15 protein-coding genes and 1 pseudogene are annotated in these 18,367 nt (G+C 72.1%); 7 read left to right on the top strand and 9 right to left on the bottom strand.

The genetic code is table 11. The annotated features are described in order from the left end of the window. Positions 1-10 precede the first annotated feature (10 nt). Entirely contained in the window at positions 11-604 is a 594-nt protein-coding gene (locus tag JO379_RS06450; protein WP_130876784.1) for a sigma-70 family RNA polymerase sigma factor, read from the bottom strand. A 61-nt stretch (positions 605-665) separates the two neighbouring features. Between JO379_RS06450 and JO379_RS06455 the strand changes: the two genes are divergently transcribed. After that, positions 666-842 carry a zf-HC2 domain-containing protein gene (locus JO379_RS06455; protein WP_130876785.1) on the top strand — a complete coding sequence of 59 codons (177 nt, stop codon included), beginning with the start codon at positions 666-668 and terminating at the stop codon, positions 840-842. Between the two features lie 175 nt (positions 843-1,017). Here JO379_RS06455 and JO379_RS06460 read toward each other — a convergent pair whose 3' ends face one another. Together JO379_RS06460 and JO379_RS06465 are read right to left on the bottom strand one after the other, a co-directional pair. After that, on the bottom strand, positions 1,018-1,734 hold the full coding sequence (locus tag JO379_RS06460; protein WP_130876786.1) for a hypothetical protein: 717 nt from the start codon (positions 1,732-1,734) through the stop codon (positions 1,018-1,020). A gap of 356 nt (positions 1,735-2,090) precedes the next feature. Then, entirely contained in the window at positions 2,091-2,330 is a 240-nt protein-coding gene (locus JO379_RS06465) for a holin (protein ID WP_130876787.1), read from the bottom strand. 202 nt (positions 2,331-2,532) lie between these two features. Between JO379_RS06465 and JO379_RS06470 the strand changes: the two genes are divergently transcribed. Next, positions 2,533-3,816, top strand: coding sequence for a GAF domain-containing protein (locus tag JO379_RS06470; protein ID WP_209514312.1), 1,284 nt, complete (start codon positions 2,533-2,535; stop codon positions 3,814-3,816). A gap of 59 nt (positions 3,817-3,875) precedes the next feature. Then, positions 3,876-5,399 (top strand): aldehyde dehydrogenase, encoded by a 1,524-nt coding sequence (gene adh / locus JO379_RS06475; RefSeq protein WP_130876789.1) that lies wholly within the window; start codon positions 3,876-3,878, stop codon positions 5,397-5,399. 157 nt (positions 5,400-5,556) lie between these two features. Here adh and JO379_RS33875 read toward each other — a convergent pair whose 3' ends face one another. Together JO379_RS33875 and JO379_RS06485 are read right to left on the bottom strand one after the other, a co-directional pair. Then, positions 5,557-6,213 (bottom strand): methyltransferase family protein, encoded by a 657-nt coding sequence (locus tag JO379_RS33875; RefSeq protein WP_209514313.1) that lies wholly within the window; start codon positions 6,211-6,213, stop codon positions 5,557-5,559. A 537-nt stretch (positions 6,214-6,750) separates the two neighbouring features. Continuing rightward, positions 6,751-7,008, bottom strand: coding sequence for a hypothetical protein (locus JO379_RS06485; protein WP_130876823.1), 258 nt, complete (start codon positions 7,006-7,008; stop codon positions 6,751-6,753). Between the two features lie 369 nt (positions 7,009-7,377). Between JO379_RS06485 and JO379_RS06490 the strand changes: the two genes are divergently transcribed. Next, complete coding sequence (locus JO379_RS06490) at positions 7,378-8,469, top strand: hypothetical protein (RefSeq protein ID WP_207303851.1); 1,092 nt, start codon at positions 7,378-7,380, stop codon at positions 8,467-8,469. Positions 8,470-8,869: 400 nt separating this feature from the next. Further along, positions 8,870-9,235: pseudogene (locus JO379_RS06495) on the top strand (DUF779 domain-containing protein); the annotation flags it as partial. Positions 9,236-9,261: 26 nt separating this feature from the next. Here the strand turns inward: JO379_RS06495 and JO379_RS06500 are convergent. The 4 genes from JO379_RS06500 to JO379_RS06515 all read right to left on the bottom strand — a co-directional run bounded on the left by JO379_RS06500 (position 9,262) and on the right by JO379_RS06515 (position 15,111). Continuing rightward, positions 9,262-11,463 carry a putative bifunctional diguanylate cyclase/phosphodiesterase gene (locus JO379_RS06500; protein WP_209518558.1) on the bottom strand — a complete coding sequence of 734 codons (2,202 nt, stop codon included), beginning with the start codon at positions 11,461-11,463 and terminating at the stop codon, positions 9,262-9,264. A 254-nt stretch (positions 11,464-11,717) separates the two neighbouring features. Continuing rightward, positions 11,718-12,521, bottom strand: a complete 804-nt coding sequence (locus tag JO379_RS06505; RefSeq protein WP_130876826.1) for an SAM-dependent methyltransferase — start codon at positions 12,519-12,521, stop codon at positions 11,718-11,720. 392 nt (positions 12,522-12,913) lie between these two features. Beyond that, entirely contained in the window at positions 12,914-13,600 is a 687-nt protein-coding gene (locus JO379_RS06510) for a GNAT family N-acetyltransferase (RefSeq protein WP_209514315.1), read from the bottom strand. A 152-nt stretch (positions 13,601-13,752) separates the two neighbouring features. Then, positions 13,753-15,111 carry a C39 family peptidase gene (locus tag JO379_RS06515; protein WP_307841908.1) on the bottom strand — a complete coding sequence of 453 codons (1,359 nt, stop codon included), beginning with the start codon at positions 15,109-15,111 and terminating at the stop codon, positions 13,753-13,755. 203 nt (positions 15,112-15,314) lie between these two features. Here JO379_RS06515 and JO379_RS06520 point away from each other — a divergent pair, with 203 nt between their 5' ends. Both JO379_RS06520 and JO379_RS06525 read left to right on the top strand, forming a co-directional pair. After that, positions 15,315-15,929, top strand: a complete 615-nt coding sequence (locus JO379_RS06520) for a uridine kinase family protein (protein ID WP_130876829.1) — start codon at positions 15,315-15,317, stop codon at positions 15,927-15,929. A 520-nt stretch (positions 15,930-16,449) separates the two neighbouring features. Next, positions 16,450-18,339 carry an AAA family ATPase gene (locus JO379_RS06525; RefSeq protein WP_130877068.1) on the top strand — a complete coding sequence of 630 codons (1,890 nt, stop codon included), beginning with the start codon at positions 16,450-16,452 and terminating at the stop codon, positions 18,337-18,339. Positions 18,340-18,367: the final 28 nt, after the last annotated feature.

Genomic DNA, 18,367 nt, shown 5'->3' on the forward strand with positions numbered 1-18,367 from the left:
CCGGGTGCCGCTACCCGGCCAGTGCCGGGACGCGCGCCACCGGTATGCGCGCCGCGTCCCGCTCGGCCGTCTCCAACTGGCCGATCAGTGCCTCGCGCGCCCGCGCCACACGGGAGCGCACCGTACCGACCGGGCAGCCGGCCACGGCCGCGGCCTCGGCGTACGGCAGCCCCAGCAGCTGGGTCAGCACGAACGCCTCGCGGCGCTCGTACGGCAGCCGGTCGAGGAGCTGCGAGAGCGCCACCCCCTCGTCGAAGCCGGGCAGCTCCGCGGACTGGGTGCGCTCGGCGGCGCTCTGCCAGTCGTCGGTGTCCGACAGCCGGGGGCGGGCCGCGTTGAAGCGGAGCCGGTCCACGACCGTGCGGCGGGCGATGGACAGCAGCCAGGTGCGGGCCGAGGACCGGCCCTCGAAGCGCGGCAGCCCGCGCAGGGCCCGCAGATACGTCTCCTGTACGAGGTCGTCCGCGCCCTGCGGATCATTGCTCAGCCGGGCGACGTACCGCCGGACATCGCTCTGGGTGGCGCGGATGAAGCGCTCCACGGCGTCGGCGTCACCGCCACGCGCGGCCAGCGCCCACGCGGTCACCGTCTCGTCGTCACGCACAGCGGCCCCCCGCACGGGGGGTGGTGCGCCGGGCGCCGACGCCGCCGGGGACGATGGCGGGGTGCATTGCGTTGAGTTTCGTACCGCTGTATCCGCCCGGGTGGACGGCGAGGAGCTGCCTGCGGGCATCTGCGACGCCACACTCGACTCGCATCTGCGGGGGTGTGCCGAGTGCTGCCGCTGGGAGGAGCAGGCGCGCCGGCTCAAGCTGCTGACGGCGGCTTTCGACCTCGGCTGAGTCGATCTCGGCCGAGGAAACGGCGTGCGCCGAGGAGAACGAAGGGGGGATGTGCCGTCGTGGCACGTCCCGTGTGCGGGCAGGGGTCATCGCCCTGGGTCCTTCCTGGGAATCCGGGCGCCCGACGGCTACGCGGCGGGGGCCCGGTGACGTGGTTCGGCCCTGGGTGTCGCCGTCAGCTGACGGCGACACCGGCCGGTGGACCACGTGTGGCCAGGACATGGGCGTACAGCAGCTGCCGCAGGCGCTGCGCCGCGCGCGTACGGTCGGCGCGGATGCGCGGCGGCCGGGAGCACGGCGGTACGTCACCGAAGAGGACGAGGAGCGGCGCGAAGAGCCGGGCGCCGAGGGTGCGGCCGAGCCGGAAGGCGGCCTGCTCACCGCCGGACAGCCAGATGCCGCAGATGAGGGCGACGAGGACGTGCGCGGACCACATGCCGAGGGCGCCGTGGCCGGCGTGCATGGCCATCTGGTCCATGGCCCCCATGGAGTGGCCGGAGTGGCCGGCGGGCATGGGCATCGTATGACCGCCCATGGACATCGACGTGCCGGACCCCGGCATGCCGGTCATGGTGGTCGTGCCGTCGCCGGCCGCGCGGGCGGCCGCCTCGAGGGCGACGTTTCGCGCGACGTTCTGGGCGAGCGTGAAGAACGAGTGCAGGCCCGTCTGCGCGCCCACGGTGGCGAGGGTGATCAGCACCGGGCCCCGCTCGCGCCCCGCCAGGAACCAGGCCCCGCTGCCCGTACCGCACAGCGCGACGGCCACGGCCCACCAGGGGACGTGCGTCCCGGACATGACCGCGTGCCCCAGGGCAGCGAGCAGCACACAGACCGCTGCGAACACGGCGGCTCGCAGCGTCCGCGGTACCTGACCGGACTGCCCTGCACTCATGACGTGCACATCGTTGCACCCGTCGCGCGCGGCGCGACGGCGGGGGGCGTCATGACGCCCCGGAGAGCCGCCCGCTCGGGCGCATGGCTCCGCCCCGTACCGTCCGCCCGGCGGTACGGGGCGGTGGGCCGCCGGCTCGGGGGGTGGCCGGCAGCCCCGTCCCGTCGCTCCATTGGGACTCGCAGCAATGAGTCAACCGTGTGCGGGCCGGGCGCGGGAGCGTGTGTGCGGGGTGGGCGTGGGTGCGTCACGCACACCCCGTGTGAACGGCCGCGTTCCGCTCGCCCTCCGGCGTCAGCGGTCTGTCGCGGTAGGCCGGGCGTCAGTGTCTGCCAGGCGTCCGCGGCGGCCGGGTATCAGCGTCTGCCGGGTGCGCCGTCGCCGGCCGGCAGCCAGGCGGCGCTGGACCTGTCGCCGAAACGGCCCCCGATGGCCCCCTTGATCACGGAGAGGGCGGCGGGTATCGAGGCGATGGCGGCGGCCTTGAGGGCCGATATGTCCGTGAGGTCGAATCCGTCGGCCAGGAGGAGGCCGAGGAAGGTGGTCACGTAGGCGGCGAGGGTGCGTTCGGCGATGTCGGCGATTAATTTGCGCATGGGCGTGCTCCCGCTTCCGGTGGGGGTTCCGAGGCCCGGAGATCTGGAACGTGGGGTCCGGGGGTCCTTCGGGGGGTGAGGTGCGAAACACCTCCTGGGCTTGTTCTCGCCGTTCCGGGCCGCCGGGAAACCGGGGAAGGCGGCTTGCGGCGGTATGGTCGGCGCCGACCTCCGGGTGGGCGGCCGGGGCAGGAGGGTCCACGTGGTCAACCCATGGCTGGCGTTGGCGTCGGGTGCGGATCCCGCCGAGCGGTGTGCCCTGGTCAGGAGCGCCCACGAGGACTTCACGGCTGGGGGCGCGCTGAACGACCGGGTCCGCCGGGTGGTCGCCGACTCCTGGCGGCGCTCCGCCGCGGCGCTGCCCGGACCGGAGTTCGTCACCCCGGTCGAGATGGGTGACGCCGAGCTGGCGGACTACCGCGGGGCGCATCCGCTGGCGCGCGCGATGCCGCTCGTCCGCGAGCTGCTCGGCTCGATCGCCGACGACGGGCGGCATCTGCTCGCGGTCTGCGACGCGTCGGGCCGGATGCTGTGGGTGGAGGGGCACCGGGGCGTCCGGGACCGGGCCGAGGCCATGAACTTCGTCCCCGGCGCCCGCTGGGACGAGCGGCACGCGGGGACGAACGCGCCGGGCACGGCCCTCGCCCTGGACCACGCGGTGCAGATCTTCGCCACCGAGCACTACAACCGGCTCGTCCAGCCGTGGACCTGCGCCGCCGCGCCCGTGCACGACCCGCGCACCGGCCGGCTGCTCGGGGCGATCGACATCACCGGCGGCGACCATCTGGCGGCCCCGCACAGCCTGGCGCTGGTCCAGGCGACGGCGCGGGCCGCCGAGGCGCAGCTGACGACGCCGGCCCCCGCGCCCGGGCTCGCCCTGTCGGCACTGGGCCGGGACGAGGCCCTGCTGGTGGCGGACGGGCGCCGATTACGGCTGGGCCGCCGGCACAGCGAGATCCTGGTCCTGCTGGCCGGCCACCCCGACGGGCTGACGGGCGACCAGCTGTCGTGCGCGCTGTACGGCGAGCGCCCGGTGCCGCCGGTGACCCTGCGGGCGGAGCTGTCGCGGCTGCGGCGGCTGGTGGGCCCGCTGCTCGCTTCCCGCCCGTACCGCCTGTACGGGCCGGTGGAGACGGATACCGCGCGGGTGGAGCGCGAGCTGACGTCGGGTGACCTCCGGGCGGCGGTGCGCGCGTACGTCGGCCCCCTGCTGCCGGCGTCGGAGGCGCCGGGGGTCCGCCGGATGCGACGACTGCTGGAGGACCGGCTGCGGCGCGCGGTCCTGGGCGGCGGGGACGCGGCCGCGCTCCGGATGTGGGCCGACAGCCCGTGGGGCGAGGAGGACCTGGAGGTGTGGGAGCGGCTGTTGGCCGCGCTGCCGGAGAGCGCGCCGCAGCGGGGGGCGGTGGCCACGCGGGCCCGCCGCCTGCGCGAGGCGTACGCCCCCGGCGCGGGGGCAACGTTCGGGCAACCTCCCCGGCACTAGCTTCCTGCCGGTCGCCGTCCGCGTCGGGAGCGGGCGGCAGCGAACCGGAAGGCCGCCCCATGACCCGCTACGCCAACCCCGGAACCCCCGAGGCGATCGTCTCCTACCGTCCCCGGTACGACCACTGGATCGGCGGCGAGTACGTGCCGCCGAAGCAGGGCCGGTACTTCGAGAACCCGACCCCGGTGAACGGACAGCCGTTCACCGAGATCGCGCGCGGCACGGCCGAGGACGTCGAACGGGCCCTGGACGCGGCCCACGCGGCCGCCCCCGCCTGGGGCCGCACCTCCCCCGCCGAACGCGCCCTCCTGCTGAACCGCATAGCCGACCGCATGGAGAACAACCTCGAACTCCTCGCCGTCGCGGAGTCCTGGGAGAACGGCAAACCGGTCCGCGAGACCCTCGCCGCCGACATCCCGCTCGCCATCGACCACTTCCGCTACTTCGCGGGCGCGATCCGCGCCCAGGAGGGCGGCCTCTCCCAGATCGACGAGGACACGGTCGCCTACCACTTCCACGAGCCGCTCGGCGTCGTCGCCCAGATCATCCCCTGGAACTTCCCCATTCTGATGGCCGCGTGGAAGCTCGCCCCGGCCCTGGCCACGGGCAACGCCGTCGTCCTGAAGCCCGCGGAGCAGACCCCGGCGTCGATCCACGTCTGGCTGGACCTGGTGGCCGACCTGCTGCCGCCGGGCGTGGTGAACATCGTCAACGGCTTCGGCGTCGAGGCCGGCAAACCGCTCGCCTCCAGCCCCCGCGTCGCGAAGATCTCCTTCACCGGCGAGACGACGACGGGCCGCCTGATCATGCAGTACGCGTCGGAGAACATCATCCCGGTCACCCTCGAACTGGGCGGCAAGAGCCCGAACATCTTCTTCGACGACGTCTCGGCCGCCGACGACGACTTCCTCGACAAGGCCCTCGAAGGCTTCACGATGTTCGCCCTCAACCAGGGCGAGGTCTGCACCTGCCCCTCCCGCGCCCTGATCCAGCGAGGCCACTACGCCGCCTTCCTGGAAGCGGCCACGGCCCGCACCGAAGCGATCCTCCCGGGCCACCCCCTGGACACCGACACGATGATCGGCGCCCAGGCCTCCAACGACCAGCTGGAGAAGATCCTCTCCTACCTCGACATCGGCAGGCAGGAAGGCGCCCGGGTCCGCACCGGCGGCGCCCGCGCCGACCTCGGCGGCGAACTCGCGGGCGGCTACTACGTCCAGCCCACCATCTTCGAGGGCGACAACCGCATGCGGGTCTTCCAGGAGGAGATCTTCGGCCCGGTGGTGGCGGTGGCACCCTTCACCGACTTCGACGACGCGATCCACACGGCCAACGACACCCTCTACGGCCTGGGCGCCGGTGTCTGGACCCGCAACGGCACCACGGCCTACCGAGCAGGCCGAGCCATCCAGGCCGGCCGCGTCTGGACCAACTGCTACCACGCGTACCCGGCCCATGCTGCATTTGGCGGCTACAAGCAGTCGGGCATCGGACGGGAGAACCACCGGCTGATGCTGGACCACTACCAGCAGACGAAGAACTTGTTGGTCTCGTACTCCCCGAAGAAGCTGGGCTTCTTCTAGAGGCGCGAACAAGGCGCCTGAGCTGGGCTTATGCCCGTTCGGGCGCCTTCCGCCCGCCCTCTCGATGAGGCGGTTGGCCTGCTCCCGGACGCCGTCCGGGAACTTGGCGCCGTGGCGGAAAAGGAGTAGCTCCTCCGCGCCGTGAGGTCCGCGCTCATCACATGTCCCGTTCCTGGTCCGCCCCGGCGGGCCCGGCGATGGCTGCCCGCCCCACGCCGGGAACGAACCGCCCGACCACTGCGGTGTACTCGAGATAGGCGGTGCCGTGCGTCCGTGCCAGGTAGGGCTCCTCGACATACCGCACTTGGAGCTCGACACCGGCGAACACGAAGAGCAGGGCCAGTAGTTGGAGCCAGCTGGGCACCATGCCCACCATGCCCGTCAGGGCAGTGAGCAGCGCGGTGTAGATGGGATTGCGCATCAGTCCGAACACCCCGCTCGTCACCAGCGCCGTGCGCTCGCCCGTGTCGACACCGATCCGCCAGGAGCGGCCCATCGCCTGCTGCGCGGCGAACACCCCGGCGAACCCGACGACGGCGACTGCCAGCCCCATGCCGAACACCGGCACGACGTCCAGCTCTTCCGCCGGGCTCACCAGCCCGAGCACGGCGAGCACCGGAGCCCACGCCCCCAGCACCAGTCCTGCGCCCGTGAGTATCTGCGACCACCACGGGAGAGTGCCCAGCGCCGGCGGGGTGTAGCGGTGGCCGTTGTCGCCGGTCGCGCGGTAATGCAGCCAGCTGCGTAGGCAGAGGTCGACCACCCCTCCGGCCAAGTAGACGGACAGCGCCGTCCATCCGGTCCAGGTTTCCACCCTTGCCACTTCCTCTTCACGCTTCGCTCAGGACGCTCCTGCCGCCATGGGTCACAGGGCCGCGCCCCTTATCTCCCGGTCCAGCCGCCGGGCCGCCGGAGCAAACTGCGAGGAGTACGGCACACGTGCCCGGGTCGTCACCGCCGTTGTGGTGACCTACACCACCAGGATGCGTGAGTCCAGGCCGCTTCGTGGTGATGACATCGTTCGGGTGACACGGTTTCACCCTCGGACACGTGCTTCTGCGGGTCTGTACACCTGAGCGGTGCCGCGGTGGAGATCCCCAGCGAGTCCGCACCCTGGCCGCGGAGGGATGCCCCGCGCCTGGCCGCCGTCGACTCCAACGCCCACGCGATCCTCCGGGAAGCACCGCGGCCGGCGCCTGGGCGGCCACTGGCTTCTTCCAGAGACGCGCAAAAGGCGCCTGAACTGGGCTTTTGCCCGTCAGGCGCCTTCCTCCCGGCGCGCACGAACTGCGGCGGAATGGGCACAGGCCCAGTCGCGGCAGCCGCCGCCTCGTACCGGCCGCGAGGCCGCCTAGGCGGCGTTGTCCGCGCCGTTCAGTCCGTTGCTGGTCTGCATGGTGGTGCAGGTCGCCGCGTCGACGACGGAACCGATGAGCTTGTTGCCCTGCTGTGCGACGTCATTGGAGAGGTTCCCGTTCGTGTTCGCCGACCTCGCATCGGAGCAGCGGATCGTGTCCGCCGCAGCGGTACCGGACGTGAGGAACCCCAGGGCACCCGTGAGGACTCCGGCGCTCACGGCGATCACGACGGTCTTGGTGAACTTCTTCATGTCTACGGGCCTCCAGCCGCTCGCCGCTCCTGGACCACCCAGACTGCGACGAGGTGTTAACCGTTCGCGCGCGGGCGGCGTTATGGCCGACAACCCGAACGACGGATCATCATTTCTTGGCTGACCGCCCCCCAGGGCGTACACCTGAAGCCGCTGGGATCACACGATTAAGCGACTGGCGACTGCGGAGTGAGCACGGTGCGGCACGCAGGGTTACGGTTGCCCGCCTGACGTCCCCCTTCCTCAAGGAGAAGCGTGTCGCGCCGTTCCCTCCCGGTCGTGCTGGGTTCCGCCCTGTCCGGTCCTCATCGCCATCGCCCCTCATGCTCACGGCGCCGTGGCCTCCACGCCGCCTCCGCGGTACTGGCGTTGACCGCATCCCTGCTGCCGCTGGGGATCGCCACACCAGCAGAGGCCGCCTCGGGAAAGAAAGTGTTCACCACTCCCGGTCAGTACAAGTTCACCGTGCCGGCGAACGTCGATGAGGTCATCATCGAGCTCTGGGGAGCCGGCGGTGGCGGTGGAGGCGGGGGTGGCGGCGGCACCGGTGCGGGCGGCGGCGGGGGCGGCGGCGGTTCCCGCTCGTTCACCCAGAACGCCGGGGGCGGAGGGGGCGGCGGCGGTGGCGGAGCCGGTGGCGGGGGTGGCGGCGGCGGTGGCACCGGCGGCTACCTCAAGTGCCGCTTGACATCTTTCTCGCCATTCACCGTGACCGTGGGCACAGGCGGCGGCGGGCACGGCGCAGGCACGAGCCCCGAAGGCGGGCAGTGGGGCAGCGGCGGCAGCGGCAGTCACCTGATGCCCGGCGGCGGTGGCAACGGGCACGACGGTGTGGCCGGACGGAAAGCCTCCGGCGACGGAACCGCCGGCGGCGCCAGCTCGGCAGGCGCTTGGCAGGCCCTCGGCGGTCATGGCGGGAAACCCGGCGCGGGCGGTGGCGGCGGGCACGGCGGAGGCGGCGGCTACGGCGGCGAGAAGAACGGCGGCCGTGGTGGCGGTGGGAAGGGTGCCACGACAACAGGGCAGGGAGGCTCGGGCGGCCAAGGGGGCGGAACGAGTTACGGCAATTACCACCCGCAATGCCAGGCCCTCGAAACCAAAGCCGGTGTCACAGGCGGCAAGGGCGGCAGCGGATCCGCAGGCCGCTCCGGCGAGGCAGGGGAAAGAGGGGAAGGAATCGGCAACCGGCGGTCCCGCGGCCGGGAAGGTGGCGGTTCGGGCAACGGAGGCTCCCCGGGCAAGGGTGCCACGGCGACCTACGGCGCGGGTGGCGACGGCGGCGCAGGAGGACGCGGCGGGCACGGTGGGGCGGGAGGCGCGGGCGGCTGCTACGAACCCAACGTCGGCACCGCCGCAGGGGACTGCCACCACGGCGCCGATGCCGGCTACGGCCCGTCAGGCGATGCCGGGACCGCAGGCTCCAGCGGCAAAGACGGAGCGGTCATCATCACCTGGACCTGACCATGGGGGCGGCTGGTGGCGAAGGCACCCCCGCCCATCACACTCCACCCCACCACACTACGCCCCCGCATGGCCACCCTGCGTAACGTCCACAGGGCAAAGGCAGTCCCCGGCAGTCCGTCTCCATCCCCTGAGCTTCAGCCGTCGCTGAACGCTCCGGGACCGGGAGGACCTGCCGGGGGCCTGGCCAGAGCCAACAAGTGGTCACGCTCATCGACGAACGTCTTCGTCGACAGTGCGGCTCGCTCTGGTTTTCTGGTGTATTTGCTATTTTCCTCCCCATTTCGCCCAAGTCAAGAGGTAACCCCCACCTTCCTGCCCCTGGCGATCAGCGCGGCGTCCGGGGCAGGCTGTCGGGGTGCCCGGCGGGGGGTCGGGCCGGCTGGAGGAGGGGTGCGCGATGAGCTCGATACGTGTCTCCCGGATCGCGCTCACGCCGGGCGCGGCACGGTTGCTGCGGCGGCTGAGTGCCGAGCACGGGCCGCTGATGTTCCATCAGTCCGGGGGGTGTTGTGACGGCAGCTCGCCGATGTGTTACCCGCGGGGAGAGTTCCGTACGGGTGCGTCCGATGTGCTGCTCGCGGAGTTGGACGTCGAGGGGGTAGCGGAGGCGGTCGGCTTCTGGATGTCGGCCGACCAGTTCGAGCGGTGGCGCCACACCCACCTCACGGTGGATGTGGTGCCCGGGCGCGGCAGCGGGTTCTCGCTCGAGGCCCCCGAAGGGGTGCGGTTCCTGATCCGGTCGCGGTTGCTGACCGATGAGGAGACCCGGTTGCTGGAGGAGCGGGGCCCTCAGGTGGTCGCGTCCACGTGCGAGAGCGTGTGGAGGCGTTCCGGCGGGCCGGGGCGGGCGTAGTACCAGCCCTGCGCGGTGTCGCAACCGAGTAACCGGAGATGGTCGGCTTGTATGCCGGTTTCCACGCCCTCGACCGTGACCGACAGATCGAGGGTGTGGGCGAGCGAGACGATGCCCTCCACGATCTTCACATCGACCGGGTCCGCGGGTGAGCACTGCATGCCGCGGGTGAACGAGCGGTCGAGCTTGAGGGTGCTGACGGGCAGTCGGCGCAGGTAGGAGAGGTTGGAGTAGCCCGTGCCGAAGTCGTCGAGGGCGATGTCGACGCCCATGTCGGCGAGTTGGCGCAAGGGGCGCAGCTCTTCCTCGTCGGCGCCGATGAGGGCGTTCTCGGTGACCTCCAGGCAGAGGGCCGAGGGGTCCAGGCCGGCGTTCTTCAGGACCGCGACCGTGTCGGGGACGAGGGAGGGGTAGCGGAGCTGGGACGGGGAGAGGTTGACGTTGACCCGCATCGGGCCCCGGCACATGCCCTCGCTGCGCCAGGCACGGGCCTGTCGGGCGGCTTCCTCCAGCACCCAGCGGCCGAGCGGCACGATGAGGCCGGTGCTCTCGGCGAGCGGGATGAACTGGTCCGGACCGAGGACCCCGTGCAGCGGGTGCAGCCAGCGGACGAGCGCTTCCGCGCCGCGTACGGTGCCGTCGGTGAGCCGTACCAGCGGCTGGTACTCGATGAAGAACTCGCCGTTGTCGAGCGCCGCCGGCAGGCAGTTGGTGAGGCTGTGCCGGGCGATGACGCGGGCGTCCGAGTCGGCGTCGGCGAGCTCGTAGCGGTTGCCGCCGGCGGCCTTGGCGCGGTACATGGTGATGTCGGCGCTGCGCAGCACCTCCGCGGCGCCCAGTTCGCCGGCCGGTCCTTCGACGATGCCTATGCTCGCCCGTACGGACAGGTCGCGGCCGTCGATGGTCACGGGCTCGGCGAGCGCGGCCAGCATCCGGCGGGCGAGGGCGGTCACGTCACTCTGCGCGGCGGGCCCGGTGACCAGGGCCACGAATTCGTCGCCGCCCAGGCGGGCGACGAGTTCGTCCGGCTCGGTGGCGCAGGAGCGCAGCCGTTCGGCGACGGCGAGGAGCAGTCGGTCGCCGACCGCGTGGCCAAGGCTGTCGTTGACGGCCTTGAAGCCGTCGAGGTCGAGGTAGCACAGGCCGAAGCGGGCGCCGTCGCCGCCGGGTTCGAGGGCCCGGTCGAGGCGCTCGAAGAACAGGGTGCGGTTGGGCAGGCCGGTGAGGGCGTCGTGGGTGGCCTCGTAGCGCAGCCGCTCGTGCAGCACGCGGCGCTCGGTGATGTCCTCCAGGAGCGCGAGCTGGTACTGGGGCTCGCCCGCGGCGTCACGGAGCAGGGAGACCGTGAGATCGGCCCACAGGACGCTGCCGTCGGTGCGGTAGTACGGCTTCTCGACGCGGTAGCGGTCACGGTCGCCGCGGACCAGCTCCCGGTACAGGCCCCAGACTTCGGGTGAGTCGTCGGGGTGCACCATCTCACCGACGTTGCGGCCCCTCACATGGTGTTCCATGCTGCCGAACATCCGGGTGAGGGCTTCGTTGACGTCCGTGATGCGGCCCTTGACGTCGGCGATGCCCACGCCGATGGCCGCGCCCTCGAACACCGCGCGGAACCGGGCCTCGCTCGTGTGCAGGGCCCGCTCGGTCTCGGCCGCCGCGGCGAGCGCCGCACGGGAGATCGCCTCCTGCTCGGCGAGGGTGCGCTCACGCAGGGCGCGGGCGAAGCCGGCGGCCACGGCGTGCTGGAGGCGGGAGCAGCGGGCGCGGCTCTCCTCGGCGGGCATGGCGTCGTCGGGCGGGCAGTACAGCACCAGATAGGCGTCGATGACGTTGAGGATCAGCGGAAGGGCATCGGGGTCGGTGCAGTGCGCCTGGACCAGGGCGACGCCCACCTCGGCGGCGGGCCGGGGGTCGAAAGGCTGCGCGCGCAGGGTTTCGCTGAGCCGGCCCGCGAGCGGGACGAGGTAGTCCTCGAACTCGGCACGCGTCATGGACGTCGTCGTGGCCGGGTAGACGGCCCGGCTCCAGATCGCCGCGAACCGCTGGAGACGGTCGTCCCTCGCGGCGACGTCGCCGGACCTGCCCTCGTCGCCGGACCCCGTCGCGTCGCCGGCCGCGGCGACACCGCGGGGCCGCACGATGCCCACGCCCCCGTTCCCGCTTCCGCTCCCGCCTCCGTCAGGTTGCGCCCCGATGCCGCCCTCCCACGTCCCGCCCCCGCCGGACCTGCCCGTCGTACCGCCTGTTGCCCTGTCCATCGTCCTGTTCACGGCCTTATCCACGGCTATGTCCACGGCCTCGTCCAGGACCGTATGCCCGGTCCCGGTACGGACCCGCGGACCGCTTCTCCCCGCGCCGCCCCCGACCGGCGTTCTGACGCCCGGCGTCATGGTCACGGTCTGCGCCCCACTCCCGCGTAACCGGCGCAGTCGGGCGAGTCGTCGTTCGCGTCGGGCCGCCAGGCCGAGAGGGGCACGAGGCCCGGCTCGACCATCTCGAACCCTTCGAAGAATCCCGCCACGTCCCCCTTCGAGCGCATCAGCAGCGGGGAGCCGACCCCGCGGTAGACACCCTGCACCTCTTCCCCCTCTTCCGGCTTCATCGGACCCCCGTCGGTCGACGCGTGGGTCAGGGCCAGCAGACTGCCCGGCGCGAGCGCGTCACGCAGCTCGGCCACCGCCTTCCAGGGCTCGTCCCGGTCCTCCATGAAGTGGAGCACGGCGACGAGCAGCAACGCGACCGGCCGGCGCAGGTCCAGGAGCCGGGCCACCTCGTCGGCGGCCAGGATGTCATGCGGCGCCCGCAGATCGGCGGCGACGACGGCGGTCCGCTCGTCCCCCGCCAGCACGGCCCGGCTGTGCGCGACGGCGACCGGGTCGTGGTCGACGTACACGACGCGCGCTTCGGGGGCCGCGGCCCGCGCCACCTCATGGACGTTGCCGAACGTCGGTATGCCGGAGCCGATGTCGAGGAACTGGGTCACGCCCCGGCCGACGGCGTACCGCACGGCGCGCCGCATGAAGGCCCGGTTGGCCTGCATGATCTTCGGCAGCCCCGGAAAAGCCTCGATGGCGCGTCGTCCGGCCTCACGGTCGACCTCGAAGTTGTGCGAGCCGCCCAGGTAGTAGTCGTAGATGCGGGACACGCTCGGCACGGACAGGTCGATGCCATGAGGGGCCCAGAGTGGACGCTCCATCAGTCGGTCTCTCCAGCTCATCGCAGGGGTCTTGAGCAGAGGCTACTGATCGTTCGTTCGAATGGAAGAAGCAAGCGGAAATCGGCGGTCCGCATTCGGCCACCGCTTTCCCGCACCCCCCGCGAGTGCGTCCTCGAAGGCCGCGCGAAACCACCCACACGCGTGACATGCGTCTCCCCCATCGGGTGTTCTCCACACGGCCCGCAGGCCCTCGGCATCACTTCTCGGTGCGTCGGTGTGCGTGGTCCATCACGTTTTGAACCACATCATCGATCACATCACCCAAATGATCATATGAAGGGGCGAGGTGACAGGCGTGCGGGGGTACCCCGAAGCCGGGGCATCGACGGGTTGTCATACCGATGCCCCGGCCGGGGACGCGCGCCCGAGCGTCAGCCGCGCGGCTCCCGCCACATCGGCCACATCGGCGGGCCGCCCGGCAGGTCGACGGTCCTGCCCGTGAACACGAAGCCGTGGCGCTCGTACAGCGCCTTGCTCCGCGTGTTGCTCGCCTCCAGATACGCGGGCATGCCCTCCCGGTCGCAACGCTCCAGTACGGCCTCGAGGAGCGCGCTGCCCCGTCCCTCGCCCGTGCGGCCGGGGGCGGCGACGATGTTGGGCAGGTAGTAGTGCGACCGGTCCGTCGGGTGGGCGAGCGCCGTCAGTTCGCCCACGATCCGGGTGCGCTCGTTGCCCGGGTCCGCGGCCGCCAGCGCCTCGGTCATCTCGTCGTGGCCGTCGCCCTCACCACTGCCGGAACCACTGCCGGAACCACCGCCGGAACCGGCATCAGCGCCGGCACCAGCCGTCTCCCCCACCATCACCGGCAGCCACAGCGCGGCCGCCGAGTGGTCCTCCATCACGTCGACCCAGCCGTCGCGCAGCGCCGCGTCCAGGAACACGCCGAAGAAGCGCGGATGGACGGCCCGCCGGTGCTCCTCGTCCGGGAAGACCCAGCCGCTGACCGGGTCCGCCATGAACGCCTCGCCCAGCAGCCGGCTGATCTCCTCCCTCTCCTCCTTCCGGGCCCGACGGATTCCCGGCAAGACGCCCGGCAGGACAGTGGTGACCCGACTCATGGTTGCGTTCCCCTCCAGCACCGTATGAATGAAGTGACGCCTGCGATACGGGTGGTGCCGTGATGCGCATGCGTCGCGACGATCGTACGGACGCCCGAATGCCGGCATCGGCGGGGTAGCCGTCCAGGAGCGGAGCCGTCGGCAACTGCCCCTCAGCGAATGCCGAGTTCGGCCAGGGCCGCGAGCTGCCGTGCCGCCGGGCGCGTCGGGAAGTAGAGGTAACAGACGCCGCCCGTACCGCTCCTGACCTGGCCCTGCGCGTTGTAGCGCTTGGTCCTCAGCCAGATGTTCTCGAACTGGCGGCGCTTGTAGACGCGTTGGACCGCCGCGTTCGACGGGCTCGCCGGGTCGTTGGCGATCACGTCGCCCGCCTCGGTGAAGCCGACGACGCACATCAGGTGGCCCGCCGTGCCGTACCCCGCGCCGTCGAGCTCGGAGGCCAGGAAGGACTGGGAGGTGATCACGGGGATCCGCGCGCGGATCAGCTTCTCGAGGTCGCGCAGCGACCGCAGCCGCGTGACCAGGCCCTGCATGTCGCGGTACGTGGCGGCGTACGCGGCGTTGAAGGGCCAGTTGCCGCAGCCCGCGTACTGGTAGTCGTAGGTGAAGCGGGCCGCGTGGCAGACCTGCGGGTCCTCGTAGGCGGGGTTGACCCAGGCGAGGTCCTCGGCGGTGGGCTCGCGGCCCCAGTACTCGAGGACCATCTGCGAGGAGGTCGGGCTGCACCACGCCTCGCCGCCGTTGTCGTACTCGGGGTACTGCCCCTTGTGGATCTCCTGCGAGTAGCGCGGCACCGCCAGCGTCCGCCCCGCCCCCTCCCCCGGCCGCGAGGCGGGCACCGTGAAGCGGTCGGGGATGTCGGAGCCCATCGCGCCGAGCCGCCAGACCGTCGGGGTGAGATCGGTGCCCGGCTTGCGATGAAGGGTGAGGCGCAGCTCGTAAGAGGTGAAGCGCAGTCCGCTCCCGGGCTGGTCGATGGCGAGGGTGTCGGTGGAGACGTTGCTCCTGCCGTCGCCCTGTCCGTCGACGGAGGTGCGCCGGATGTCGCCGGTAGCGTCACCCGAGGTCCACCGGCCGAGGACGTACCACGGGGTCGTCGCGCCGTCGGTGTACGTACCGCGCAGCTCCACCTGGAGCCAGGTGCCGGCGGGGGTGCGGGCGTTCCAGGAGGCGACGAGTTCGGTCGCGGGCGTGGGCAGGACGCGGACCGGTGCGGTCCATGTGGCGTACTCCCAGGTGGCCGTGGTGCGGGTGTGCGGGTCGGTGTACTCGAAGGTGCCGACGGGCCGGTCGATCACCACCCCGGGGCGGGTCCCCGAGCGGACCCGGGTGCCCGCGGCTCTGCCGCGCCGCCAGTCGGCGAGGGTCGTCCAGGCGTGGTAGTCGACGGTTGGCTCCCCGGCCCTGGGGCCGTCTCCGGGTGCGGCCGCGAACGCGGGGGTGACGGCCGTGAGAGAGGACGCGGCCGCGACCGTCGCGGCCGCCGCGACCCCGAGGGCCGCGACGAGCACGCTGCGGCGCGGGGCGAGTGAGATAGAAGGGGTAGGCGGGTCGGGAGGGGTCGGGGGCTGATCGGCGGGCGCGGGTCTGCTGGGCTTCGGCGACATGGGCCAGTGATTCCCCGTGGGGCGCGTCCCCAATACCGCGAGCCGGTTCCGCTGTGCGCGAGCCGTGGCCGCGCCCCGATGCTCCCGGGGCGTCCTAGGGTGGTCCGGTGAACGATCCTCTCCGCCCCGGCCCGCACACCCCGCCCGCGCTCGACGCCCTGGCGCGTCGGCTCCGGGCGCTGCCCCCGTCCGTCGGGCCGGTACGGCTCGTCGCCGTGGACGGGCACGCGGGGTCGGGGAAGACCACCTTCAGCGGCCGGCTCGCGGCGGCGCTGGGCGGCGCCCCCGTACTGCATCTGGACGATCTGGCCACCCACGAGGAGCTCTTCGACTGGTCCGACCGGCTGGACGCATGGATTCTGGCTCCCCTCTCCCGCGGGGAGACCGCTCGCTATCGCACCTACGACTGGGTCGCGCGCCGGTTCGCGGGCGAACGCGAGCTGGCCGCGGCGCCGGTCGTGATCGTCGAGGGGGTCGGGGCGGGACGCCGGGCGCTGCGGCCGTATCTGGCGTGTCTGATGTGGATGGAGTTGACGGATGTGAGCTCCTGGGAGCGGGGTCAACTTCGTGACGGCCCGGGCATGTCCACATTCTGGGACGGCTGGAAGCGAGCGGAGCGCGAACATTTCGCGACCGACCCCACGCGCCCGTATGCGGAACTCCTGGTGCACCAGCGTCCGGAGGGGTACGAGGTGCTGCCGGGGCCCCATGGATCCCCTTGAGCTCCCCCGATCGTCACCGTCCGTGACCATCGGCGGTCACCTCGCCCGACACCCCCGGCCGATCCCCGCCGAGTGCCTCAACTTCGCTTGACCGAGGGGGCGTACAGGACTTACGTTCTCAATGTGCGGCCCACGCTGGCCGCCTGCGGACGCGAGGCCCCCGGTTGTTCCCCCGTGATCGGGGGCTTCGTACCACCTCCACCCTTGCGATTTGGGCGCTTTGCGCCATCGTTCGCTCGCCACGTGTCACCCTGAGTGACCGCATTCCGGACCCCTTCCCGGCCCCGGCCCCTGTCGGCCCTTCACCGCGGGATCGCTTTCACGCCGCGATCATGCCGCGATCGGCGGTGCGCCACCCTTCGGCCGATGCCGCCTGCGCAGGTACGATGCGAGTCGGTGCACCTATCGGCGGGTGCACTGGCACACTGGTCAACTCCCGTCCACAGCACAGCGGTTCGGAAAGGCGCGCCAGGTACTCGCCCGGCAGCACGCTACGGGGGAACGGTTTGTGGGGGACGTGATGGATTTCGGCATGCAGGGCCCACCCGCCCCGGCCGATCTCGCCTGGCTGCGCGCCGTCGACGCCTACACGATGGGCGCCTACGCGCAGGCCGAGGAGGAGTTCCGGGCCGCGGTCCACGCCGACCCGGGGATGGCCGACGCCTGGCTCGGCCTGCACGCGCTGCGCGCCGACACCACCACCGCGCTGCTGCGCATGTACCGCCACCGGGACCGGTTCGGCGAGCAGCGCGCCCGCCACCGGCGCACCCTCAACTCCTGGTACTGGCTCGGCTGGTGGGTCCAGCCCGTGCTGGAGAGCGGCCGTGACCTGCTGCTCGCGCACGCCTCGCACTGGCTCGACGGCCGACATGTGCCGGAGCTGGACCGGGCGCTGGCCGGCTGTCCACCGGTCGAGGCGGACCCGCAGGTGCGCTTCCTGCACGCCTGCCGTGCCTATCTGGTCAAGGACTGGGAGCAGCTCGTACGGCACACCGAGCCGCTGCTGGGCGACCCGCTGCTGGGCATCGAGGCGGGGCTGTTCGGCGGCATGGCCCGGGTGCGGCTGGAGATGTTCGGGCAGGCGGAGCCCTTGTTGTCCGCCGCGCTGATGCGCTGCCGCAGCGAGCAGCCGCAGCGCAAGGAGCTGCGTTACTGGCTGGCCCGGGCCCACGAGGGGACCGGGCGCAGCGCCGCCGCCCTCCCCCTCTACCGGGCCGTGCACCGGGTGGACCCCTCCTTCATGGACACCTCGGCGCGGCTCACCGCCATCGCGGACGGGAACGGTCTGGACGACCACAACGACCTCGCCCCGGTGCCGCTGGGGGGCTCGGGCCAGGACCCCGTCGATCCTCCCGGCGACCCGGATCTGCTGGCCGCCCCCGACACCCTCGACGGGCGGGACGTCCTGACCGGTACGGACCCGGAGCCCACCGGCACCGCGCCGGTCGACGCCGACGGCGTGCGCGAGAAGATCCGTATTCCGGCCCAGCCCACCACCCAGCCGCTGCCCGGCCGCTCCGATCCCGTCCTGCTGGCGAAGGCCCTGGCCGAGCTGGAGCGGATGGTGGGGCTGGAGCCGGTCAAGCGGCAGGTGCGGGCGCTCTCCGCGCAGCTGCACATGGCGCGGTTGCGTGCCGGTCAGGGGCTGCCCGTGCAGCCTCCCAAGCGTCATTTCGTCTTCTCCGGCCCCTCGGGCACCGGCAAGACCACGGTCGCCCGGATTCTCGGACGGGTGTTCTACGCCCTCGGGCTGCTGGGCGGTGACCACCTCGTCGAGGCGCAGCGCGCCGACCTGGTCGGTGAGTTTCTCGGCCAGACCGCGGTCAAGGCCAACGAGCTGATCGATTCGGCGCTCGGCGGGGTGCTGTTCGTCGACGAGGCGTACAGCCTGTCCAACTCGGGCTACAGCAAGGGCGACGCGTACGGCGACGAGGCGCTGCAGGTGCTGCTCAAGCGCGCCGAGGACAACCGGGACCGGCTGGTGGTGATCCTGGCGGGTTACCCGGAGGGCATGGACCGGCTGCTGGCCGCCAATCCGGGGCTCGGTTCCCGCTTCACCACCCGGGTGGACTTCCCCAGCTATCGCCCGTTGGAGCTGACCCGCATCGGCGAGGTGCTGGCCGGGGAGAACGGCGACAAGTGGGACGAGGAGGCCCTGGAGGAGCTGCGCAGCATCAGCGGCCACGTGGTCGCCCAGGGCTGGATCGACGAGCTGGGCAACGGCCGCTTCCTGCGCACCCTGTACGAGAAGAGCTGCGCCTACCGCGATCTGCGGCTGTCGGGCTACGCGGGCACGCCGACCCGCGACGACCTGGCCACCTTGCGGCTGCCGGATCTGATGCAGGCGTACGGCGAGGTCCTGTCGGGCCGCGGGCCGATGACCCGCGACCCGCAGGACCCACCACCGTGAGGGCGGGACGGGTCCGGTCACGACCGGA

Origin of the sequence: Streptomyces syringium (genome assembly GCF_017876625.1) — a bacterium.
GTDB lineage: Bacteria > Actinomycetota > Actinomycetes > Streptomycetales > Streptomycetaceae > Streptomyces > Streptomyces syringius.